14 protein-coding genes and 1 tRNA gene are annotated in these 17961 nt (G+C 61.1%); 10 read left to right on the top strand and 5 right to left on the bottom strand.

What is annotated here, in order from left to right:
- Window positions 1-826: 826 nt before the first annotated feature.
- Entirely contained in the window at window positions 827-994 is a 168-nt protein-coding gene (locus QE360_RS19115) for a helix-turn-helix domain-containing protein (RefSeq protein WP_405052670.1), read from the bottom strand.
- Between QE360_RS19115 and QE360_RS05470 the strand changes: the two genes are divergently transcribed.
- Window positions 923-1534 carry a hypothetical protein gene (locus QE360_RS05470; protein WP_309699893.1) on the top strand — a complete coding sequence of 204 codons (612 nt, stop codon included), beginning with the start codon at window positions 923-925 and terminating at the stop codon, window positions 1532-1534. The genes QE360_RS19115 and QE360_RS05470 overlap by 72 nt on opposite strands.
- Before the next feature lie 20 nt (window positions 1535-1554).
- A complete protein-coding gene (locus tag QE360_RS05465; RefSeq protein ID WP_309699891.1) occupies window positions 1555-1899 on the top strand; it encodes a hypothetical protein in 345 nt (114 codons plus the stop codon).
- 408 nt (window positions 1900-2307) lie between these two features.
- Here QE360_RS05465 and QE360_RS05460 read toward each other — a convergent pair whose 3' ends face one another.
- Window positions 2308-3249, bottom strand: coding sequence for a hypothetical protein (locus QE360_RS05460; RefSeq protein ID WP_309699889.1), 942 nt, complete (start codon window positions 3247-3249; stop codon window positions 2308-2310).
- Window positions 3250-3568: 319 nt separating this feature from the next.
- Between QE360_RS05460 and QE360_RS05455 the strand changes: the two genes are divergently transcribed.
- The 3 genes from QE360_RS05455 to QE360_RS05445 all read left to right on the top strand — a co-directional run bounded on the left by QE360_RS05455 (window position 3569) and on the right by QE360_RS05445 (window position 5740).
- Window positions 3569-4240, top strand: coding sequence for a hypothetical protein (locus QE360_RS05455; protein ID WP_309699887.1), 672 nt, complete (start codon window positions 3569-3571; stop codon window positions 4238-4240).
- A 294-nt stretch (window positions 4241-4534) separates the two neighbouring features.
- Entirely contained in the window at window positions 4535-4750 is a 216-nt protein-coding gene (locus QE360_RS05450; RefSeq protein ID WP_309699885.1) for a hypothetical protein, read from the top strand.
- A gap of 396 nt (window positions 4751-5146) precedes the next feature.
- Window positions 5147-5740, top strand: a complete 594-nt coding sequence (locus QE360_RS05445; protein ID WP_309699883.1) for a recombinase family protein — start codon at window positions 5147-5149, stop codon at window positions 5738-5740.
- 774 nt (window positions 5741-6514) lie between these two features.
- Here the strand turns inward: QE360_RS05445 and QE360_RS05440 are convergent.
- The 3 genes from QE360_RS05440 to QE360_RS05430 all read right to left on the bottom strand — a co-directional run bounded on the left by QE360_RS05440 (window position 6515) and on the right by QE360_RS05430 (window position 9196).
- Window positions 6515-7447, bottom strand: a complete 933-nt coding sequence (locus QE360_RS05440; RefSeq protein WP_309699882.1) for a DUF2971 domain-containing protein — start codon at window positions 7445-7447, stop codon at window positions 6515-6517.
- A gap of 106 nt (window positions 7448-7553) precedes the next feature.
- Window positions 7554-8930 (bottom strand): DUF6538 domain-containing protein, encoded by a 1377-nt coding sequence (locus QE360_RS05435; RefSeq protein WP_309699880.1) that lies wholly within the window; start codon window positions 8928-8930, stop codon window positions 7554-7556.
- Between the two features lie 179 nt (window positions 8931-9109).
- A tRNA-Leu gene (locus QE360_RS05430) sits at window positions 9110-9196 on the bottom strand.
- Between the two features lie 106 nt (window positions 9197-9302).
- Here QE360_RS05430 and QE360_RS05425 point away from each other — a divergent pair.
- The 5 genes from QE360_RS05425 to gltB all read left to right on the top strand — a co-directional run bounded on the left by QE360_RS05425 (window position 9303) and on the right by gltB (window position 17831).
- On the top strand, window positions 9303-10235 hold the full coding sequence (locus QE360_RS05425; protein WP_309699878.1) for a complex I NDUFA9 subunit family protein: 933 nt from the start codon (window positions 9303-9305) through the stop codon (window positions 10233-10235).
- Between the two features lie 93 nt (window positions 10236-10328).
- Complete coding sequence (locus tag QE360_RS05420; protein ID WP_309699876.1) at window positions 10329-11138, top strand: undecaprenyl-diphosphate phosphatase; 810 nt, start codon at window positions 10329-10331, stop codon at window positions 11136-11138.
- A 153-nt stretch (window positions 11139-11291) separates the two neighbouring features.
- Window positions 11292-12743 (top strand): NAD(P)-dependent oxidoreductase, encoded by a 1452-nt coding sequence (locus tag QE360_RS05415; protein ID WP_309699874.1) that lies wholly within the window; start codon window positions 11292-11294, stop codon window positions 12741-12743.
- Window positions 12740-13297 carry a DUF2059 domain-containing protein gene (locus QE360_RS05410; RefSeq protein WP_309699872.1) on the top strand — a complete coding sequence of 186 codons (558 nt, stop codon included), beginning with the start codon at window positions 12740-12742 and terminating at the stop codon, window positions 13295-13297. The genes QE360_RS05415 and QE360_RS05410 overlap by 4 nt, the downstream gene beginning before the upstream one ends.
- A gap of 13 nt (window positions 13298-13310) precedes the next feature.
- Window positions 13311-17831 carry a glutamate synthase large subunit gene (gene gltB, locus QE360_RS05405; protein ID WP_309699870.1) on the top strand — a complete coding sequence of 1507 codons (4521 nt, stop codon included), beginning with the start codon at window positions 13311-13313 and terminating at the stop codon, window positions 17829-17831.
- Window positions 17832-17961 lie beyond the last annotated feature (130 nt).

Below are 17961 nucleotides of genomic sequence, written 5' to 3'. Positions count from 1 at the left end.
GGATCAAATATGCTTTGGTATTGATGGCCATCGCTCATTCTGAATTTAGTATCATGATGAACGATTGGAGCATATATCTGAACGGCGGACGGCGAGCGCCCACCGGCTGACTGCGCCGCTTCGCAAAACCCTGCGCTCCGCTTCGGATTTCACCAATCGGCTTGCAGCATTTATGATAGATTGATCATTATCAATCATCCGAAGGAAGCGGACACAACTCTATTCCCCCTCCATCTTTTACAAGGTTACTGAACGAACAGTTTTGGTGAAAGACGGAGGGGAAAGAATGGGTTCGTGATGGCTGGGCATCATCCGTGAGGTTGTCGAACTGTGAGGTGCAGCTTGAGGCTTTTACGCCTTCGACCGTGACGATCCGAAACCGGTCATTACTGCAATCTTTCGCACCCAACCCCTCGCGCAAGCGGTCATAGGGGAATTACGTTGTATAGTGCATCGTGGTTATCTCTTTGGGAGAAGCGCATCGCCCAAGCTCTCGTTAACTCAACCGAGGCGATGCATGCGACGTGTCAGCGTGAACGGACAGCGGTCGCAATCTGTTTCGGGCTTTATTTGACTTCGCACCCGCGACGACCGTTGCTTGCTCAACAGGCGGCAGGGCTCTGGCCCCCACCATTCTTCCCGATGCCCCGTCTCGTGTCCGGGTCGGTTGTTGGCCGGGCCAGCCTTCGGACGCCCTGCAAGATATTCTATCTATTTAGCATATATAAAAATTTTATGGCTATAAATAAATTACAAATTGCCAATAGGAGTCACGCCTTCGCAAGCTCTCAGCAATTCCTACTTAAGACAAAGTTCGCTGATCTGATTAAGATATTTCCGCCACAACGTGAGTATAAAGGGCCGCTGGTTCGTTACCAAGGGCGATTGCTATATCGTATAGCAGCAAAACATCGACCCCTTGATGCCCCCCTTCGATCTTGCTGATGTAACCCTGCGTCTTCCCGATCCGTCGCGCGAGTTCGATCTGCTGCAATCCCGCGTCCTCACGGGCTTGGCGCAGCACTCTGCCGACGGTCTTTTGACGCTCCCCGAAAGCCATGTGCGAACGGTAGGCGCAGGACTGTTGCATTCCATTTTGGAATGTGCATGCTCTTGGCGCGCGATTTTAAACGCCGCCCGGGGGAATAATATGCATGTGCGCTTGAGCAATGATCGGACAGGCGAGGTGAAGGATATCAAGATCGGATTCAGCTTCACGCTATTCTTTTTTTCATCCGTCCTTGGAATTCCGCTTTTCCTACGCAAGCTTAATCAGTGGGGCGGCTGTATGCTGCTTATGTGCATCGTTTACTGGTGTGTAAATTATCTACCTATGCCCGACGATGGCGAGCCTTGGCCGAGCGGCAGTGATGTATTCTTCACAGCCCTTAGCTTTGCCATGCTTGGCTTCTCAATTTTCTTCGGCATCAAAGGCAACGAAATGACTGCAAAACATCTTCTGGAGAACGGTTGGTCGTTCATGGAGGATGATCGAGCTACCGAATTTGCCAAGATTAAGTGGTCGCTGTTTTGACGAAGCGAGCACTGCTCGCGGTGGCGATCGCCGTCACCGCCTGCGCAGATCGCATTGAGAACCTGACATGCAGCGACTTGGAATTGGAGGCTGTCGATATGTCCAAGGGCAGCCTCATTAAAATTACGAATGCGCGCCTCATTCGTCGGTCACCATCCGAGCTTGTCTGCAAGGGAACCGGCGTCTTCGCGGATAACAACGACGCGCCGATCACATATCGCGCCTACACTGACGAAGATCACGAAATTATGGTTTCGGCGAGCACGGACGACAATCAGATTGATGCTGATTCACAACGAGAGTTCGAACGTGCGTCGCAAGCCTTCAATGAAACGGTAGATCGTATTTACGGCGACGACAATTAATAACGATGCACTATTTAGACTGTGAAGTGGAACGATCTATTTCCATACAGGTATGTTATCCACTGCTTTCCTAAATTAGCCAGCACACTGTAATCTAGTTTTAAAAGGCGCATTTGATTAAATAATATGCGATTTATTCTAAATTTAGAGATCGTTCGAGAGGATGTGGATTGATAAAAGTTAACCATGCTCATGCGAAAACTAAATAGTGTATTATGACAATATGCAACTCTAAATTCCTTTCGCTTTCAATCGAACACGAGCAATATGTCGCCCGTATCACCCCAATAATCCGCGCTCAACTGGCCAGTCTCTGCAAGACTGAAGCCCAAATTGACCGCTTCATATCTGAAATTCCGACCGAGCACATTGTTATCCGTCTTATGCGTGCTCTCACGGTGTAGCGAATCAGGCTGCAATCCGCTGTGGCTCACTGCTATGCTTCGGCATAGCCTTTAGCAGCATGGACCAATCAGCATTCTGAGGAATATCGAACTGCTTTTCCCGCTTGGGTCCGAGAAGCCCAGCCAGTTCCTCGGCCAGCACCGCAGGGGGCATGTCTCCACGGTTTGCTCTCCCCATAAACTGGGCTGCCTGCTTGAGAGTGCGTGGGCTTATGACAGCGAGGCGATCAATATTGGCCGTGAACCAATCCATAGCCTGCGCCTGAACTGACAGGGAATTCGCCTGCATGAGCGGTTTGCCGCCGGTGGGATTTCGAACTGTAACATCACGCGTGAGATGGGAACATAATGCAAGGTAAATACTCCATTCCCACAGCGCCAACGGATCATTTGGGATTGCAACCGGTCGCGAGCGATTGAAGAGCGCATCGCGATCAGCGAGTAGGTTTTTGTCCCAGCCTTCCTCGCCCATCAGGTCCAAGTTGGTAGTCACGACAATTGGAACGTTGAGGCCGATTTTTACCGCAATCTTTTTACCATCAACCTTGACGAGCCGCGTGATGATGTCGGGAGTAACTGGGTCAGTCGCCTGTTTTAGCAATTCAAACATCGGCTTGGATCGAAAGATGATATCCGCCTCTTCCATGATCAGCGGCCTCGATCCTCTTGCCTCTGCAAAATAATCCAGAAGCTCGCGCGCCGTCGCCGGACGGAAACGGAGGGGCTCCAGTCCTTGAGCGCGCCAGACGCGTTCCTGCTCAACGATGCTATGGGTTTTTCCAATCCCCGGCGGTCCGCTTATATAGAGCGCGCGCAGGCCCACCCCTCCGTGGTGCCCGAGATCGCCGAGCTTGTATCGTGCCGCTGCTATTCGCCGCGCCACAATATTGTCGGTTGCCACTTCCCGCCAATCGGCGACCGTCTGCCTGTTAATGATGTTCTGCATCGCTTTTCTCCGTGCCGCCCGCGAAGGCGAGGGTAGCTACCCAGCTTTGATCTCCATCCCCGATGGGGGCAGAGGGCTTATTGCGTGAGACCCGTAGGTCCCGGTCAGGTGGTTCGGCTCCGTTGGAACTTCCCCGGTATTCGAGCCCCCCTAGAGGGGCGGGCGCTCGCTACTTGAGCAAGCTTCCAACACGCGATGTGTCGGCTGGACGGCCATCCGAGGTCGGAGATACGTGACGGATGCACCCCCGCCGAGGATAAACTGCGCATTTTTCCAAACTTGTGGACGCTGAAGTTCTCGTCGGGCAAAGATGGGGCGCATGGGAAAGCGCCCCCTCGACGACAGCGACCGGAAGAAATCCGCTATTGCGCGAGCCGCAATAGCAAAGGAGCACGACGGACGAATTGATCTTGGTATCGCGCTCGCCGTCCTTGACGGCGCTAAGACCCTCAAATCACTTGTGGAAATTTTAAACCGCAATGGGGTCGCACCTCGCACGGCCAAAGTATGGACCATACCGCTTGTTGATCACGAGCTTTCCCGCACAGGCAACAAGGTGAAGGACCTATACACTTACTCGACACGTGCGTTCGGCGACGAACCATTGGACTGGTCGGAGGATGCTTTCTGGCGCGTGGTCACAGAACAACGGAAAGTCGCCGAGCGAAATGGGCGATGGGTGCCTGCGGTGAACCATGCTCCAAAAAAGCGCGATGTAGTTCGCAATGCTGAGCATGGTGAAGGCTACTTTCATGACACTCAGGGTCTGACGCTACTTTGTCGGTTCCGCCCGGGAACGGGATTATTTCCGCTGATCGGCCTCATGCCCGTGGAAGTTGAGGTGTTCGTGTGGGATATCTCTGCCGCCGATCGCGAAGACATATTTGGTAGGATCACGGATCGATTTCTTACCAAGTCGGCACTCGTGCGATCACGAACCATTACGCTCGAACAGCGGCGCGCTCGGCAGCGGGCCATCCGATGGTCATAGCGCGAAATATCTGACCAACTTGTATGCGGGTCTGGTGCAGGCGCATAGCGCCCGCAGCGTGCCGTTCCAGTGGGAAGTATCCTCGACAGCCCTCGTGTCACTGGGATTGCCCGCAGAGATCGACCCAGAAGAGCCATTCCGCAACCCTCCCCGAATTGCCATCTGTCAGACCCATGCTTTTCTGCCGATCCTGCGCGCTCACTCTGCCTGTTCCGAAATCGAATGGTTGGGGAACAGCAGATGGTGACGGTTCGATGATGAACGTTAGGATGTGCTCAGACAGAGGGGATCAATATGAGCGAGATCGAGGGCAAGATTGCCGTCAAGCGGAAGTCTGTCGGACTGCGCTTTAAGAAGGTGAAATCCACAGCACGGCTCGGCGGGGTTCAAAAGACGATTGAGAGCCTGATGGGCCTTCCTGCTGGAAGCGTTCGTTTCGTCACGCCGAAGGGTAAAAAGGTCCGATCTGACGCACGGGTCAGTAAACTCCGGTCGCATTGGGGAGAATGATGCCGACTTGGACCGGATGGCCCCCACGCAGCAGTTTGCACGTATACTCGCGGGGAAGAAAATTATTCCCCGTCACCCATGCGCGGGGAATCGATCTAGCGGACACCATTATTCAAATGGATTGGCCCCACAGCCAGCGCACCGTTGAACTTGCACTTACTACCGAGAGCGCGAAGTGGGACCGGTGGGACGAGAACGCGCTCTCTTTAATGGAAGACAACATTCGTCATGACCTCGGCCATGATGGCTATGGTGTCGTAATTACGCGATTGTCGGGTATGGGCAGACCTTGCACCGCCGAGATGCGGTGGAGGTTGGTTGTTAGGCCCAAGTAAAACAATGCCAAACCCTTCAGAATGAACTGAAATATTCCATAAGCTCTGGTATAATCCTGCTATGAGCAAGCGGGTCGCGATCTATACGAGGGTGAGCACGGACCAGCAGACGGTCGAGAACCAGCTTCGTGAACTTGACGGTGTTGCCGAACGCATGGGCTGGACCATTGTTGAGCGGCTAGCAGATGAGGGCATCTCGGGAGCCAAGGGTCGGGAAAAGCGTCCCGCCTACGACCGTCTTATGACGATGGTGGCGAGGAAAGAGATCGACCTTATCGCGTGCTGGTCCGTCGACCGGTTAGGCCGCAGCCTTCAGCATCTCGTGACCTTCCTTGGCGAGATCAACAGCCGGGGCGTCGACCTCTACCTTCATACGCAGGGGCTCGACACCTCGACCCCGGCAGGCCGGGCGATGTTCAGCATGCTCAGCGTCTTCTCGGAATTCGAGCGTGCCATCCTCCGCGACCGCATCATGGCGGGCCTCGCCCGATCTACGAAAAAGGCGGGTCGACCCTCGCTAGACGCTTATATCGAGCAGCGCGCCCGCAAGCTCCTCAACGCCGGGACCAGTATCAACGCGACGGCGAGGGCTTTGAAGATTGGGGTCGCCACCGTTCATCGCATCAAAACGAGGATGACGGTGCAGGCTGCTTGATCCGCCAGCGTGCACCCACGGTCAACATCACCCGAGACGGTCAAGGCCGTCCGTCGATATGGAGATCGAGCGTGCAGCCTATCCGGATATCAGTCCGTGCCGCACCTTCGGCCATCGCTTGGCATATTCCGACTATTCAAGCGGGAGTCCCTATGGCCGAGGTGAGCGCCAACCGTTCCACCTTCTGCTTCCCCCATGCTGACCCACGCGACCCTGATCCAGCGCTTCGAGCATGGATGACCAAGAACATTCGAGAAGCAATTCGCCGGGACGGTTTGAAACGCTGGATTTTATGGCCCGAGGGCGGTGTTACCTCATTCGTCGGGCCAGACCTTGCTACCCACCATCGAACTGCACCGCCCAAACATCATGGAGATGAGCATGCCTGACAACGCTCCCTCAACACCTGTGGCGTGCGCCGATGCTACGAATGATCTCGTGACGGTGAATGCCGATGGTTCGGGGCCTCTTCTGGCACTCGAACCGCCCCTCATTGTAAAAGCAGGAGGAAACTCCCCGGTCGAGGTGGAGGCCACCCGCTCGCCCCCGCTCACTCCTCTTCTGGGCACCATCGCTTCTTACAGCGTTGAAATCTCTCGGGGATCGTCCAAAAAACGGTCCCCAGAGAGCATCTGCTACCCGCAACTGCTACGGGAAAATGGCCCATCATCAGGCCGAAAATTCCGGAAAACCGCGCCTGTTGAGGGCCGTGTCGCCGGTAGGGAGACTGGCACTGGCGATTGACAACCGTGCGCTTTGTGACAGTTGCCTCACTCAGTTTTCATCGCCTTCTGGATCAAAGTCTTCCGCAGGCTTAAGCTCGTCCACTAGCTCAAGATTTTCATCCCACACCAAGTCTTTGAACAGCAAGAACGACGGTTCGCGAATACCAGCGCGCTGAACCTCTTCCCGATCAACCTGCTCTCTTCTAAGAGCGAAACTGTCATCTTTCGGTAGCATCTGCCAAAGTTTTATCTTTGGGTGATCGCTCAGCAAACGCACGAAACTGGTAATAATCGACGGGTCGCATCTGAGACCAAACAAGATGGCGGTGATCCGGAACGGCACGCCCCGCACACCGCTTTTATCAGATACATCTCGCCACTCTTTTTCATATTTCCACTCCGATGATTTCGAGTAGAAATAGGTATCAAACACCCGCTGACGGGCGAAATTATCCCCCTTTGCCTTCCAAAGCCAGAGGTCGCTAGTTTTGACGGCTCTCGGAGCCCGATAGTTCACTGGTGCGAGTCGAGGGTGGTCCTGATCACGAGTGTCATATTCTATGCATATGCCTTTGTGTTCATCGGCATAATGGCTCCACATCAAAGCGCTTGCCCATGTCGACGACAATGCGAGAACACCCTCGTTTCCGAGCTCATCATCCAACTCATCTTTTATTTTGTTCGCTACGATGGTTTTGAGGTAGCTCTCGACGGTCTCGTCTTTTCTGTAGTCTCCATATTCAGTTGAGTAATATCTTAATCGACTAATATCTCCCTCCGCTTCCTTCTCGCTTCTTGTCCTAAGAAGCATCTGGTATAGCAGGTTTTCTAAATGTGGCCGTGAGATATCTATCTCTATCGTTGGGTCACAATCGAGGGGATCATTGAAGGTTTTGGGTTTAGCGTAAAACACCTCTGCCTGAATCACTGACCGGAGAGAATTGATATGGAACGGGCGATATTTGTATAGCTTATCAGGCACGGAACTTTCCTCCCGGAGCGGTTCTTGCTCACCGTGTTGATACGGTTGACCGCAGCTTTCTCTATCCGCACCATAATTTAGCCCCCTGTGGCAATAGGGTATCGCATCAGCGCAGATGACGGACATCCACCTGTGCGAACGACAGCTTCCGCACAGCCTCGTTGAGCGCATCGACCCGGTAGCCGCTGCCGTAGTTCTCATGGACGGCGGTTCGCGATGACCCCGTTGTCCAACCGCCGAGCAGCAATGCAATGTCGTGGTCGATTCGCGCGGCGCGTAGCTCGTCCCTGAAGTTGTGGCGGAACGAGTGGAACGAGGTGCGGGGCCGCTGCGCTCCGCAGGCGCGGAGGAACTGGGTGAACCACTTGGAAAAGGCGACAGGGCGCGAGCCGGTTGAGCCCGTCTCTATGTCGTCGAATAGCTTCTTCTCGCCCGCCTTCCGTTTTGTCTCGGCGAAGTGGACCAACCCGCAGTCGATAAGCATTGGGTGGACAGGAATTAATCGGTCGCTCGCGGTGGTTTTCAACTGCTTATCGTTCGTCCCGTTCAGTGAGCGCAGGCTCACCACGATACAATCTACGCCATCGACGATGCGGATGTCGGTGGTATCAAGCTGGCAGATTTCACCCAAGCGCGCGCCGGTGAACAGCGCGATGAGCGGCACCCAGAATCGCGCGTTGCGTGGGCGGTGGTCCCCAACCTTGTTATAGCCGCGTCCGCCATCGACGCAGCCGCGATAGAGCGGCGCGTTGAAGATCGAATGAAGCTGCTCCCGGTCGAACGGTGAGCGCTTGTCCCGCTTGTTGATCGGGTCGGGGAGGCGCAACCCGCGCGCCGGATTACGGGCGAGCAGTTCCTCATTGACCGCCCAGTTGAGGAAACTGCTCATGTTGGACATCAGCGAGTTGGCGTTTGCCGCGCTGATGACCTTGATGTCGTCGCGCAGGCGGGCGCGATCTGCCGCCTCGCGCGGCGAGAGCTTCGGGAACAGTTTTCCTGCGTTTGCGGGGAGGAAGCGCAACACATCCAGCATATTGCGGCAGTGCGCACGCGAGATCGACGCGACGGGAACGGCTTCACCGATCACCGCGATGGCGAGCTTGCGGCTCGTCTCATACGCCTCCCGCGTGTTGGCGGTCCACGCGCGCGTCGGGTCGTCGATGTATTTGCGATATGCCTCGGCGAGCGTCAGCGGGCTATCAGGTTCAATGCTGGCGACGGGTTGAAGAGCGATCGAAATCGGGCGCTCGACAAAATCGTCGTTCAACGGTCCAATCAGCATCGCATCGACCGGCATGCCCGCCATCGCGCGGGCGTGCTCAATCTCCATTTCGATCCGAGCGACAACTCCCGGCAATCGGCGCAGGGCAACGGAAAGGCTGTCAGTCCTCAGCGAGCGCCAGATTTCGAGCCGATTCAGCAGTCTCTGAGCGTCCACCGGGACGGTGTGCCGATAGTAGAGTTTTTGCCCCCGTCGAAGCACGCCACGGGGCAAATCCCGTAGCAGCTTACCGTAGCAAACACGGCCCTCAACAGGCGCGGTTTTCCGGAATTTTCGGCCTGATGATGGGCCATTTTCCCGTAGCAGTTGCGGGTAGCAGATGCTCTCTGGGGACCGTTTTTTGGACGATCCCCGAGAGATTTCAACGCTGTAAGAAGCGATGGTGCCCAGAAGAGGACTCGAACCTCCACGACCTTGCGATCGCCAGCACCTGAAGCTGGTGCGTCTACCAATTCCGCCATCTGGGCACGGGGTAGGCCCGCGCCTTTAGGGTAGGGTTCGAATCCTTGTCAACGGCTTTTTTGCGAGGCAAAGGGGCGAAAGACGATTTTTCTCGAAAAAATAGGGACGGTCATGACGAACAAGCTGGTGACGCTGATTGGCGGCGGGGGCTTTCTGGGCCGCTATGTCGCACGCGAGTTGATGCGCACGGGCGCGCGGGTGCGGGTCGCGCAGCGCGATCCGCGCCAGGCCTATTTCCTGCGCACCCAGGGCGGGCTGGGCCAGACGCAGTTCGTCGCGGCCGATATCGCGCGGCCCGACACGGTCGCGCGCGCGGTCGAGGGCGCGGATGCCGTCGTCAATCTGGTCGGCGTGATGGGCGGCAATATGCAGCGCATCCATGTCGACGGCGCACGCACTGTCGCCGAGGCCGCGCGCGCGGCGGGGGTCGAGGCGCTGGCCCATGTCTCGGCCATCGGCGCCGACTCGAACGGCGCGGCGGCCTATGCCCGGTCGAAGGGGCAGGGCGAGGATGCGGTGCGCCAGGCTTTCCCGAACGCCACGATCCTGCGCCCCTCGATCGTGTTCGGGCGCGAGGACCAGTTCGTGAACCGCTTTGCAGGCATGGTGTCGGCGCCGATCGTGCCGATCCTGCGCGCCGGCGTGAAGTTCCAGCCGGTGTTCGCGGGCGATGTCGGCCAGGCGATCGTCGCGGCGATCCTGGACGGCGAAACGCATGGCGGCCGCACCTATGAGCTGGGCGGGCCGGACGTGCTGTCGATGGGCGAGCTGATCCGCTGGATCGCCGCGACGCTGGGCCGCAAGCCGAACTTCGTCGAACTGCCCGACTTTGCGGGCGCGCTGCTCGCCCGGCTGCCCGGCTCGCCGATCAGCTGGGACCAGTGGCTGATGCTCCAGCAGGACAATGTCGTCGCCGCCGATGCGCCGGGTCTCGCCGCGCTGGGCGTCACCCCCGCGCCGCTGGCGACCGTCGCGCCCGAATATCTGATCCGTTTCCGCAAGGCGGGTCGGTTCGGGCGGCGGGCGCAGACGCTGGCGGCCTGAGCCGTCCCATAACGCCCCACGGGTCGCCGCTTAGGCGTTTCCCTGTCGGCCCCGTCGTCCTATGGCGACGGGGCCAATTTTTTGGGGACGCTCGTGAACGATCTGCTAGCCGCCATCATCCTCGGTATCGTCGAGGGGGTCACCGAATTCCTGCCGGTGTCCTCGACCGGACACCTGATCCTGGCGGGCGCGCTGCTCGGCTATGACGATGCGCGGTGGCAGATGTTCAACATCGTCATCCAGCTGGGCGCGATCTTGGCGGTCGTCGTCCTCTACTGGCGGACCTTCTGGACCGTGCTGGAGGGGCTGTTCAAGCGCGATCCGGGCTCGATCCGCTTCGTGCGCAACCTGCTGATCGCCTTCATCCCCGCCGCCGTCATCGGCGTGCTGGCGAAAAAGCATATCGAGGCGCTGCTGCTCCAGCCCAAGGTCGTCGCCATCGCGCTGATCGTCGGCGGCATCGCAATCCTGGTGATTGAGCGGCTGGTGAAGCCCGGCACGACGCGCGGCATCGCGGCCGTCCCGGCCAGGACGGCACTCGGCGTCGGCTTCCTCCAGTGTCTGGCGATGATCCCGGGCGTCAGCCGGTCGGGCGCGACGATCCTGGGCGCGCTGACCCTGGGTGTCGAGCGGCGCACGGCGGCCGAGTTCAGCTTCTTCCTCGCCATCCCCACCATGCTGGGCGCCAGTGTGGTCGAGACGGCGGGGCATCTGGATGCGATGCGCAGCGGGAGCAGCGTCGGGCCGATCGAGATCGGTGTCGGCTTCGTCGTGTCGTTCGTGGTCGCCTTGCTGGTCGTCCGCTGGTTCGTCGGCATCGTCGGCAAGCACGGCTTCGGCCCCTTTGCCTGGTATCGAATCGTCGCGGGCAGCATCGCGTTGGCGCTGTTGACGCTGCATTGATGCCGGATCGGACCCATTTACTTGCGGGTCGCTCGCAATAAGGGCGTGTCGAGCGCGATTAAGGGGTTAAATAGGGCACGCTTGCTGTCCTATATGTCGATTTGCCCGTGACATGGGGTCGTTCGCGCAATATCCGCATCTTCGGAGGCGCATATGGCGAACGATTCTATGCTGAAGTTTGTAGGCCGCGAGCAGGCTTATCCGGCCAAGCGGGCGGCCGAGGCGCGCGCGGAGGATTTCCGCGAGATCGCCGAGCGTTACGCGCCCCCGGCGGCGGAGGATCAGGCCGGGCGCTGCTCGCAATGCGGCGTGCCCTATTGCTCGGTCCATTGCCCGCTGCACAATCATATCCCCGACTGGCTGCGCCTGACCGCCGAGGGGCGGCTGCGCGAGGCCTATGAGCTGTCCAACGCGACCTCGACCATGCCCGAGATCTGCGGCCGCATCTGCCCGCAGGACCGGCTGTGCGAGGGCAATTGCGTCATCGAATTTTCGGGCCACGGCGCGGTCACGATCGGATCGGTCGAGAAGTTCATCACCGACACCGCCTGGGAAGAAGGCTGGGTCGAGCCGCTGGTCCCCGGACCCGCGCGCGGCCAGTCGGTCGCGGTGATCGGCGCGGGGCCTGCGGGCCTGACGGCGGCCGAATATCTGCGCGTGTCGGGCTATGAGGTCCATGTCTATGACCGGCACGACCGGGCGGGCGGCCTGCTGACCTATGGCATCCCCGGCTTCAAGCTGGAAAAGCCCGTCGTCATGCGCCGGGTCGAGCGGCTGAAGGCGGGCGGCATCGTCTTCCATGAGGGCTTTGCGGTCGGCGAGGATGCCACGCTGGAGGATCTGCGCCGCCGCCATGACGCGGTGCTGATCGCGACCGGCGTCTATAAGGCGCGCAATGTCGATGTGGACGGCGCGGGCGCGAACGGCGTGATCGCCGCACTCGACTATCTGACCGCGTCGAACCGCAAGAGCTTCGGCGATACGGTCGAGGCGTTCGAGAATGGCTCGCTCAACGCCGAGGGCAAGAATGTCGTCGTGATCGGCGGCGGCGACACCGCGATGGACTGTGTCCGCACCGCGATCCGCCAGGGCGCCAAGTCGGTGAAGTGCCTCTATCGCCGCGACCGTGCCAACATGCCCGGCTCGCAGCGCGAAGTCGCCAATGCGGAAGAGGAAGGCGCCAAGTTCGTCTGGCTCTCCGCGCCGCTCGGCTTCGAGGGGGGCGAGACGGTGACGGGCGTGCGCGCCGCCAAGATGCGGCTGGGTGCCCCCGACGCGAGCGGCCGCCGTGCGCCGGAGGCCGAGCCGGGTGCCGACCATCTGCTCGAGGCGGACATGGTCATCAAGGCGCTGGGCTTCGATGCCGAGGACCTGCCGAGCCTGTTCGGCACCGCCGAACTGGGCGTCAGCCGCTGGGGCACGGTGCTGGTCGATGGCCGCACGCTGATGACCAGCCTGGACGGCGTGTTCGCGGCGGGCGACATCGTGCGCGGTGCCTCGCTGGTGGTCTGGGCGATCCGCGACGGTCGCGACGTGGCCAAGGCGATGCACCAGTGGCTGAAGGCGCGCGCCAAGACCGCGACGCGCGAGAAGGTGGCGGCATGATGCGCGGGCTTGCCTTTGCCGTGCTGCTGCTGGCGGCCCCCCTGTCGGCGCAGACCGCAACCGCTGCGGCGGCGCAGGACGATCCCGATCGGATCGCGGCGGCCGATGCGCTGATGACCAAGATGGGGCTTGAGCGGCAATATGACGCGATCATGGCCCAGATGATCCCCTTGGCGACCAGCCAGTTGTTCGACGGGCTGGAGCATAACAACCAGGTTCCCGCCAAGCTGCGCGAGGCGTTGTCCGAACCGAACCGCATGGCGGCGTTCAAACGCGATTTTGCCGAGCGTTTCGCCAAGGCGTTCCGTGCCCGTTATCCCGAGATGCGCGCATTGACCGACCGCGAATATGCCCGTGCCTTCACCGCTGCCGAATTGCGGGAGCTGACCGCCTTTTATGGCACGCCGCTGGGACAGAAGACCCTGTCGGTGATGCCCGAACTGCAACAGCGCCTGTTTCCGGTCGGCGTGAAGGTCGGTCGCGAAACCGGCGAAGCGGCGATGCGCGCGACGATCGAACATCTTATCCCCGCCGACCAGCGGCCGGCAGCCTGAAGGGGTGACATCCATGACCTTTGAAACCGAAAAGCAGCGCCTCGCCGAGCAAGGCATGTACCGCCCCGAATTCGAGGGCGATGCGTGCGGCGTCGGCATGGTCGCGGCCACCGATGGCCAGCCCTCGCGCCGGGTCGTCCAGTCGGCGATCGACGCGCTGAAGGCCGTGTGGCATCGCGGCGCGGTGGATGCGGACGGCAAGACCGGCGACGGTGCGGGTCTGCATGTCGACCTGCCGCACCGCTTCTTCGACGATGCGATCGCCGCCTCGGGGCACAAGGTGCTGCCCAACCGGCTGGCGGTCGGCATGATCTTCATGCCGCGCACCGATCTGGGCGCGCAGGAGACCTGCCGCACCATCGTCGAGAGCGTCATCATCGAGGCGGGCTATACCATCTATGGCTGGCGCCAGGTGCCGGTCGACGTCTCGGTCATCGGGCTGAAGGCGCAGGCGACCCGGCCGGAGATCGAGCAGATCATGATCGCCGGGCCGATGCCCGACGAGGTCGATGCCGCCGAGTTCGAGAAGAACCTGTACCTGGTCCGCCGTCGCATCGAGAAGCGGGTGATCGCGGCGCAGATCAGCGGCTTCTATATCTGTTCGCTGTCCTGCCGCTCGATCATCTACAAGGGGCTGTTCCTCGCCGAGAGCCTGTCGGTCTTCTATCCCGACCTGCAGGATCACCGGTTCGAGAGCCGGGTGGCGATCTTCCACCAGCGTTATTCGACCAACACCTTCCCGCAATGGTGGCTGGCGCAGCCCTTCCGCTGCCTGGCGCATAACGGCGAGATCAACACGATCCGCGGCAACAAGAACTGGATGCTCAGCCACGAGATCCGGATGGCCTCGATCGCGTTCGGCGACAATTCGGAGGACATCAAGCCGGTGATCCCGGCGGGCGCGTCCGACACGGCCGCGCTGGATGCCGTGTTCGAGGCGATCTGCCGGTCGGGTCGCGACGCGCCGACCGCCAAGCTGATGCTGGTGCCCGAGGCGTGGCAGAAGGACCTCGACACGCCCAAGGCGCATGCCGAGATGTATCAGTATCTCGCCTCGGTGATGGAGCCGTGGGACGGCCCCGCCGCGCTGGCGATGACCGATGGCCGCTGGGCGGTGGCGGGCATGGACCGCAACGCGCTGCGCCCGCTTCGCTATACGCTGACCGCCGACGGGCTGCTGATCGTCGGGTCGGAAAGCGGCATGGTGGTGGTGCCCGAGGCGACCGTCACCGCCAAGGGCCGGTTGGGGCCGGGGCAGATGATCGCGGTCGATCTGGCCGAGGGCAAGCTGTACGACGACCGCGCGATCAAGGACCAGATTGCGGGCGAACAGGACTATGCCGCGATGATCGGCGAGTTCCTGACCATGGACCAGCTGCCCGCGCCGTCCGAAGAAGAGGCGCTGGTGCGCATGCCCCGCGCGGAGATGCTGCGCCGTCAGGTTGCCGCCGGGCAGACCATGGAGGATATGGAGCTGATCCTGTCCCCCATGGCCGAAGGCGGCAAGGAAGCGATCGGGTCGATGGGCGACGACACGCCGCTCGCCGTCATTTCCGACAAGCCGCGCCTGATCAGCCAGTTCTTCCGCCAGAACTTCAGCCAGGTGACGAACCCGCCGATCGACTCGCTTCGCGAACGCTATGTGATGTCGCTGAAGACGCGGTTCGGCAATCTCGCCAACATCCTCGACACGGAGGATCGGCGCGAGCGCGTGCTCGTCCTGCCGTCGCCCGTCCTGACCGGCGCGGACTGGCACCGGCTGAAGACGCATTTCGGCCGTTCGGCGGCGGAAATCGACTGCACCTTCGAGGCCGATGGCGGTCCCGACCGTCTGCGCGCCGCGATCCAGCGAATCCGCAACCAGGCCGAACAGGCGGTGCGCGAAGGTCGGTCCGAGCTGTTCCTGACCGACGAGCATGTCTCCGAAGACCGCGTCGCGATCGCGGGCGTGCTGGCGGCGGCGGCGGTGCACACGCATCTCGTCCGCCGGGGCCTGCGCTCCTACGCGTCGATCAATGTCCGCTCGGCCGAGTGCCTCGACACCCATTATTATGCGGTGCTGATCGGCGTCGGCGCGACCACGGTGAACGCCTATCTGGCCGAAGCCGCGATCGTCGACCGTCATGGCCGCGGGCTGTTCGGTGACCTGTCGATCGAACAGTGCCTCGCCAACCATCGCACCGCGATCGAGGATGGCCTCCTCAAGATCATGGCCAAGATGGGGATCGCGGTGATCTCCAGCTATCGCGGCGGCTACAACTTCGAGGCGGTCGGCCTGTCCCGCGCGCTGGTCAACGACCTGTTCCCGGGCATGCCCGCCAAGATCTCGGGCGAGGGCTATAACTCGCTTCATTACTCGGCGATGGTCCGTCACGAGGCGGCCTGGGACCAGCATGTCGCGACGCTGCCGATCGGCGGCTTCTATCGCCAGCGCGACGGCGGCGAGACTCATGCCTATTCGGCGCAGCTGATGCACCTGCTCCAGACGGCGGTGGCGACCGACAGCTATTCGACGTACCTGCAATTCGCGCGCGGCGTCGGCGACCTGCCGCCAGTCTATTTGCGCGACCTGCTCCAGTTCAACTTCCCGAATGAGGGCGTGGCCGTAGATCAGGTCGAGGCGATCACCGAGATCCGCAAGCGGTTCGTGACGCCGGGCATGTCGCTGGGCGCGCTCTCGCCGGAAGCACACGAGACGCTGGCGATCGCGATGAACCGGATCGGCGCGAAGGCGGTGTCGGGCGAGGGCGGCGAGGACAAGCTGCGCTATCAGCCCTATGACAATGGCGACAACGCCAACTCGACGATCAAGCAGATCGCGAGCGGCCGCTTCGGCGTGACTGCGGAATATCTGAACGCCTGCGACGAGATCGAGATCAAGGTCGCGCAGGGCGCCAAGCCCGGCGAGGGCGGGCAGCTGCCCGGCTTCAAGGTGACCGAGTTCATCGCCAAGCTGCGCCATGCGACGCCCGGCGTGACGCTGATCTCGCCGCCGCCGCACCACGACATCTACTCGATCGAGGATCTCGCGCAGCTCATCTATGACTGCAAGCAGATCAACCCGCGCGCGCGCGTCTGCGTGAAGCTGGTCAGCTCGGCGGGCATCGGCACGGTCGCGGCGGGCGTGGCCAAGGCGCATGCCGACGTCATCCTGGTGTCGGGCCATGTCGGCGGCACGGGTGCCTCGCCGCAGACCTCGATCAAATATGCCGGTACGCCCTGGGAAATGGGCCTGTCGGAGGTCAACCAGACGCTGACCCTGAACGGCCTGCGCGGGCGCATCCGCCTGCGGGCGGACGGCGGCCTGAAGACCGGGCGCGACATCGTGATCGCGGCGATCCTGGGTGCCGAGGAGTTCGGCATCGGCACGCTGAGCCTCGTCGCGATGGGCTGCATCATGGTGCGCCAGTGCCATAGCAACACCTGCCCGGTCGGTGTCTGCGTGCAGGACGAGCGGCTTCGCGCCAAGTTCACCGGCACGCCCGAAAAGGTCATCAACCTGATGACCTTCATCGCCGAGGAAGTCCGCGACATCCTGGCGCGGCTGGGCGTGCGCTCGCTGGACGAGGTGATCGGGCGGACCGAGCTGCTGCGCCAGGTCAGCCGGGGTGCCGAGCATCTCGACGATCTCGACCTCAATCCCGTTCTGGCCAAGGTCGATGCGACCGATGCCGAGCGGCGGTTCAGCCTGTCGACCTTCCGCAACGAAGTGCCCGACAGCCTGGATGCGCAGATCATCAAGGACGCCTCGGCCGTCTTCTCGCGCGGCGAGAAGATGCAGCTGACCTATTCGGTGCGCAACACGCACCGCGCGGTCGGCACCCGCCTGTCGTCGGAGATCACCCGCAAGTTCGGCATGAGCAAGCTGGCCGACGGGCATGTCACCGTGCGGCTGCGTGGGAGCGCGGGCCAGTCGCTGGGCGCGTTCCTGTGCAAGGGCGTGACGCTGGAAGTGTTCGGCGATGCCAATGACTATGTCGGCAAGGGCCTGTCGGGCGGCACCATCATCGTGCGCCCGGCGGTCAGCTCGCCGCTGGCCAGCCAGAAGAACACGATCATCGGCAACACCGTCCTCTACGGCGCGACCTCGGGCAAGCTGTTCGCGGCGGGCCAGGCGGGCGAGCGTTTCGCGGTCCGCAACTCGGGCGCGACCGTGGTGGTCGAGGGCTGCGGCGCCAATGGCTGCGAATATATGACCGGCGGCGTCGCGGTGGTGCTGGGTCAGGTCGGCGCGAATTTCGGCGCGGGCATGACCGGCGGCATGGCGTTCATCTATGACGAAGAGGACCGCTTCGCCCGCCGCGCCAACCCCGAGAATATCGTGTGGCAGCGCCTGGCCTCCGCCCATTGGGAAGGCGTGCTGCGCGACCTGGTCGAACAGCATGCCGCCGCGACCGACAGCAAATGGTCGAAGGGTCTGCTGGAGGACTGGGACCGGGTCGCCGGGCATTTCTGGCAGGTCTGCCCGAAGGAAATGCTGACCCGCCTCGCCCACCCGCTCGATGACAGCGTCGAGGCGGTGGCGGCGGAGTAACGGACCATATTCTTCCTCCCCTGCAAGGGGAGGGGGACCATGCGCAGCATGGTGGAGGGGTGTCACCCTATCGAGAGTGCGACACCCCTCCGTCAGCCCTTCGGGCTGCCACCTCCCTTGCAGGGGAGGA

The organism is Sphingomonas sp. SORGH_AS_0789 (genome assembly GCF_031453055.1).
Taxonomy (GTDB): Bacteria; Pseudomonadota; Alphaproteobacteria; order Sphingomonadales; family Sphingomonadaceae; genus Sphingomonas.
The sequence above is the reverse complement of the archived record's forward strand: the minus strand, read 5'-3'. Positions and strand labels throughout refer to the sequence as shown.

Bases quoted from the DNA above. Each gene is read 5' to 3' on its own strand.
- QE360_RS05470 (WP_309699893.1), top strand. From the start codon at position 923: ATGCCCCCCTTCGATCTTGCTGATGTAACCCTGCGTCTTCCCGATCCG.
- QE360_RS05460 (WP_309699889.1), bottom strand. From the start codon at position 3,249: ATGCAGAACATCATTAACAGGCAGACGGTCGCCGATTGGCGGGAAGTG.
- QE360_RS05455 (WP_309699887.1), top strand. From the start codon at position 3,569: ATGGGAAAGCGCCCCCTCGACGACAGCGACCGGAAGAAATCCGCTATT.
- QE360_RS05450 (WP_309699885.1), top strand. From the start codon at position 4,535: ATGAGCGAGATCGAGGGCAAGATTGCCGTCAAGCGGAAGTCTGTCGGA.
- QE360_RS05445 (WP_309699883.1), top strand. From the start codon at position 5,147: ATGAGCAAGCGGGTCGCGATCTATACGAGGGTGAGCACGGACCAGCAG.
- QE360_RS05425 (WP_309699878.1), top strand. From the start codon at position 9,303: ATGACGAACAAGCTGGTGACGCTGATTGGCGGCGGGGGCTTTCTGGGC.
- QE360_RS05415 (WP_309699874.1), top strand. From the start codon at position 11,292: ATGGCGAACGATTCTATGCTGAAGTTTGTAGGCCGCGAGCAGGCTTAT.
- QE360_RS05410 (WP_309699872.1), top strand. From the start codon at position 12,740: ATGATGCGCGGGCTTGCCTTTGCCGTGCTGCTGCTGGCGGCCCCCCTG.
- gltB (WP_309699870.1), top strand. From the start codon at position 13,311: ATGACCTTTGAAACCGAAAAGCAGCGCCTCGCCGAGCAAGGCATGTAC.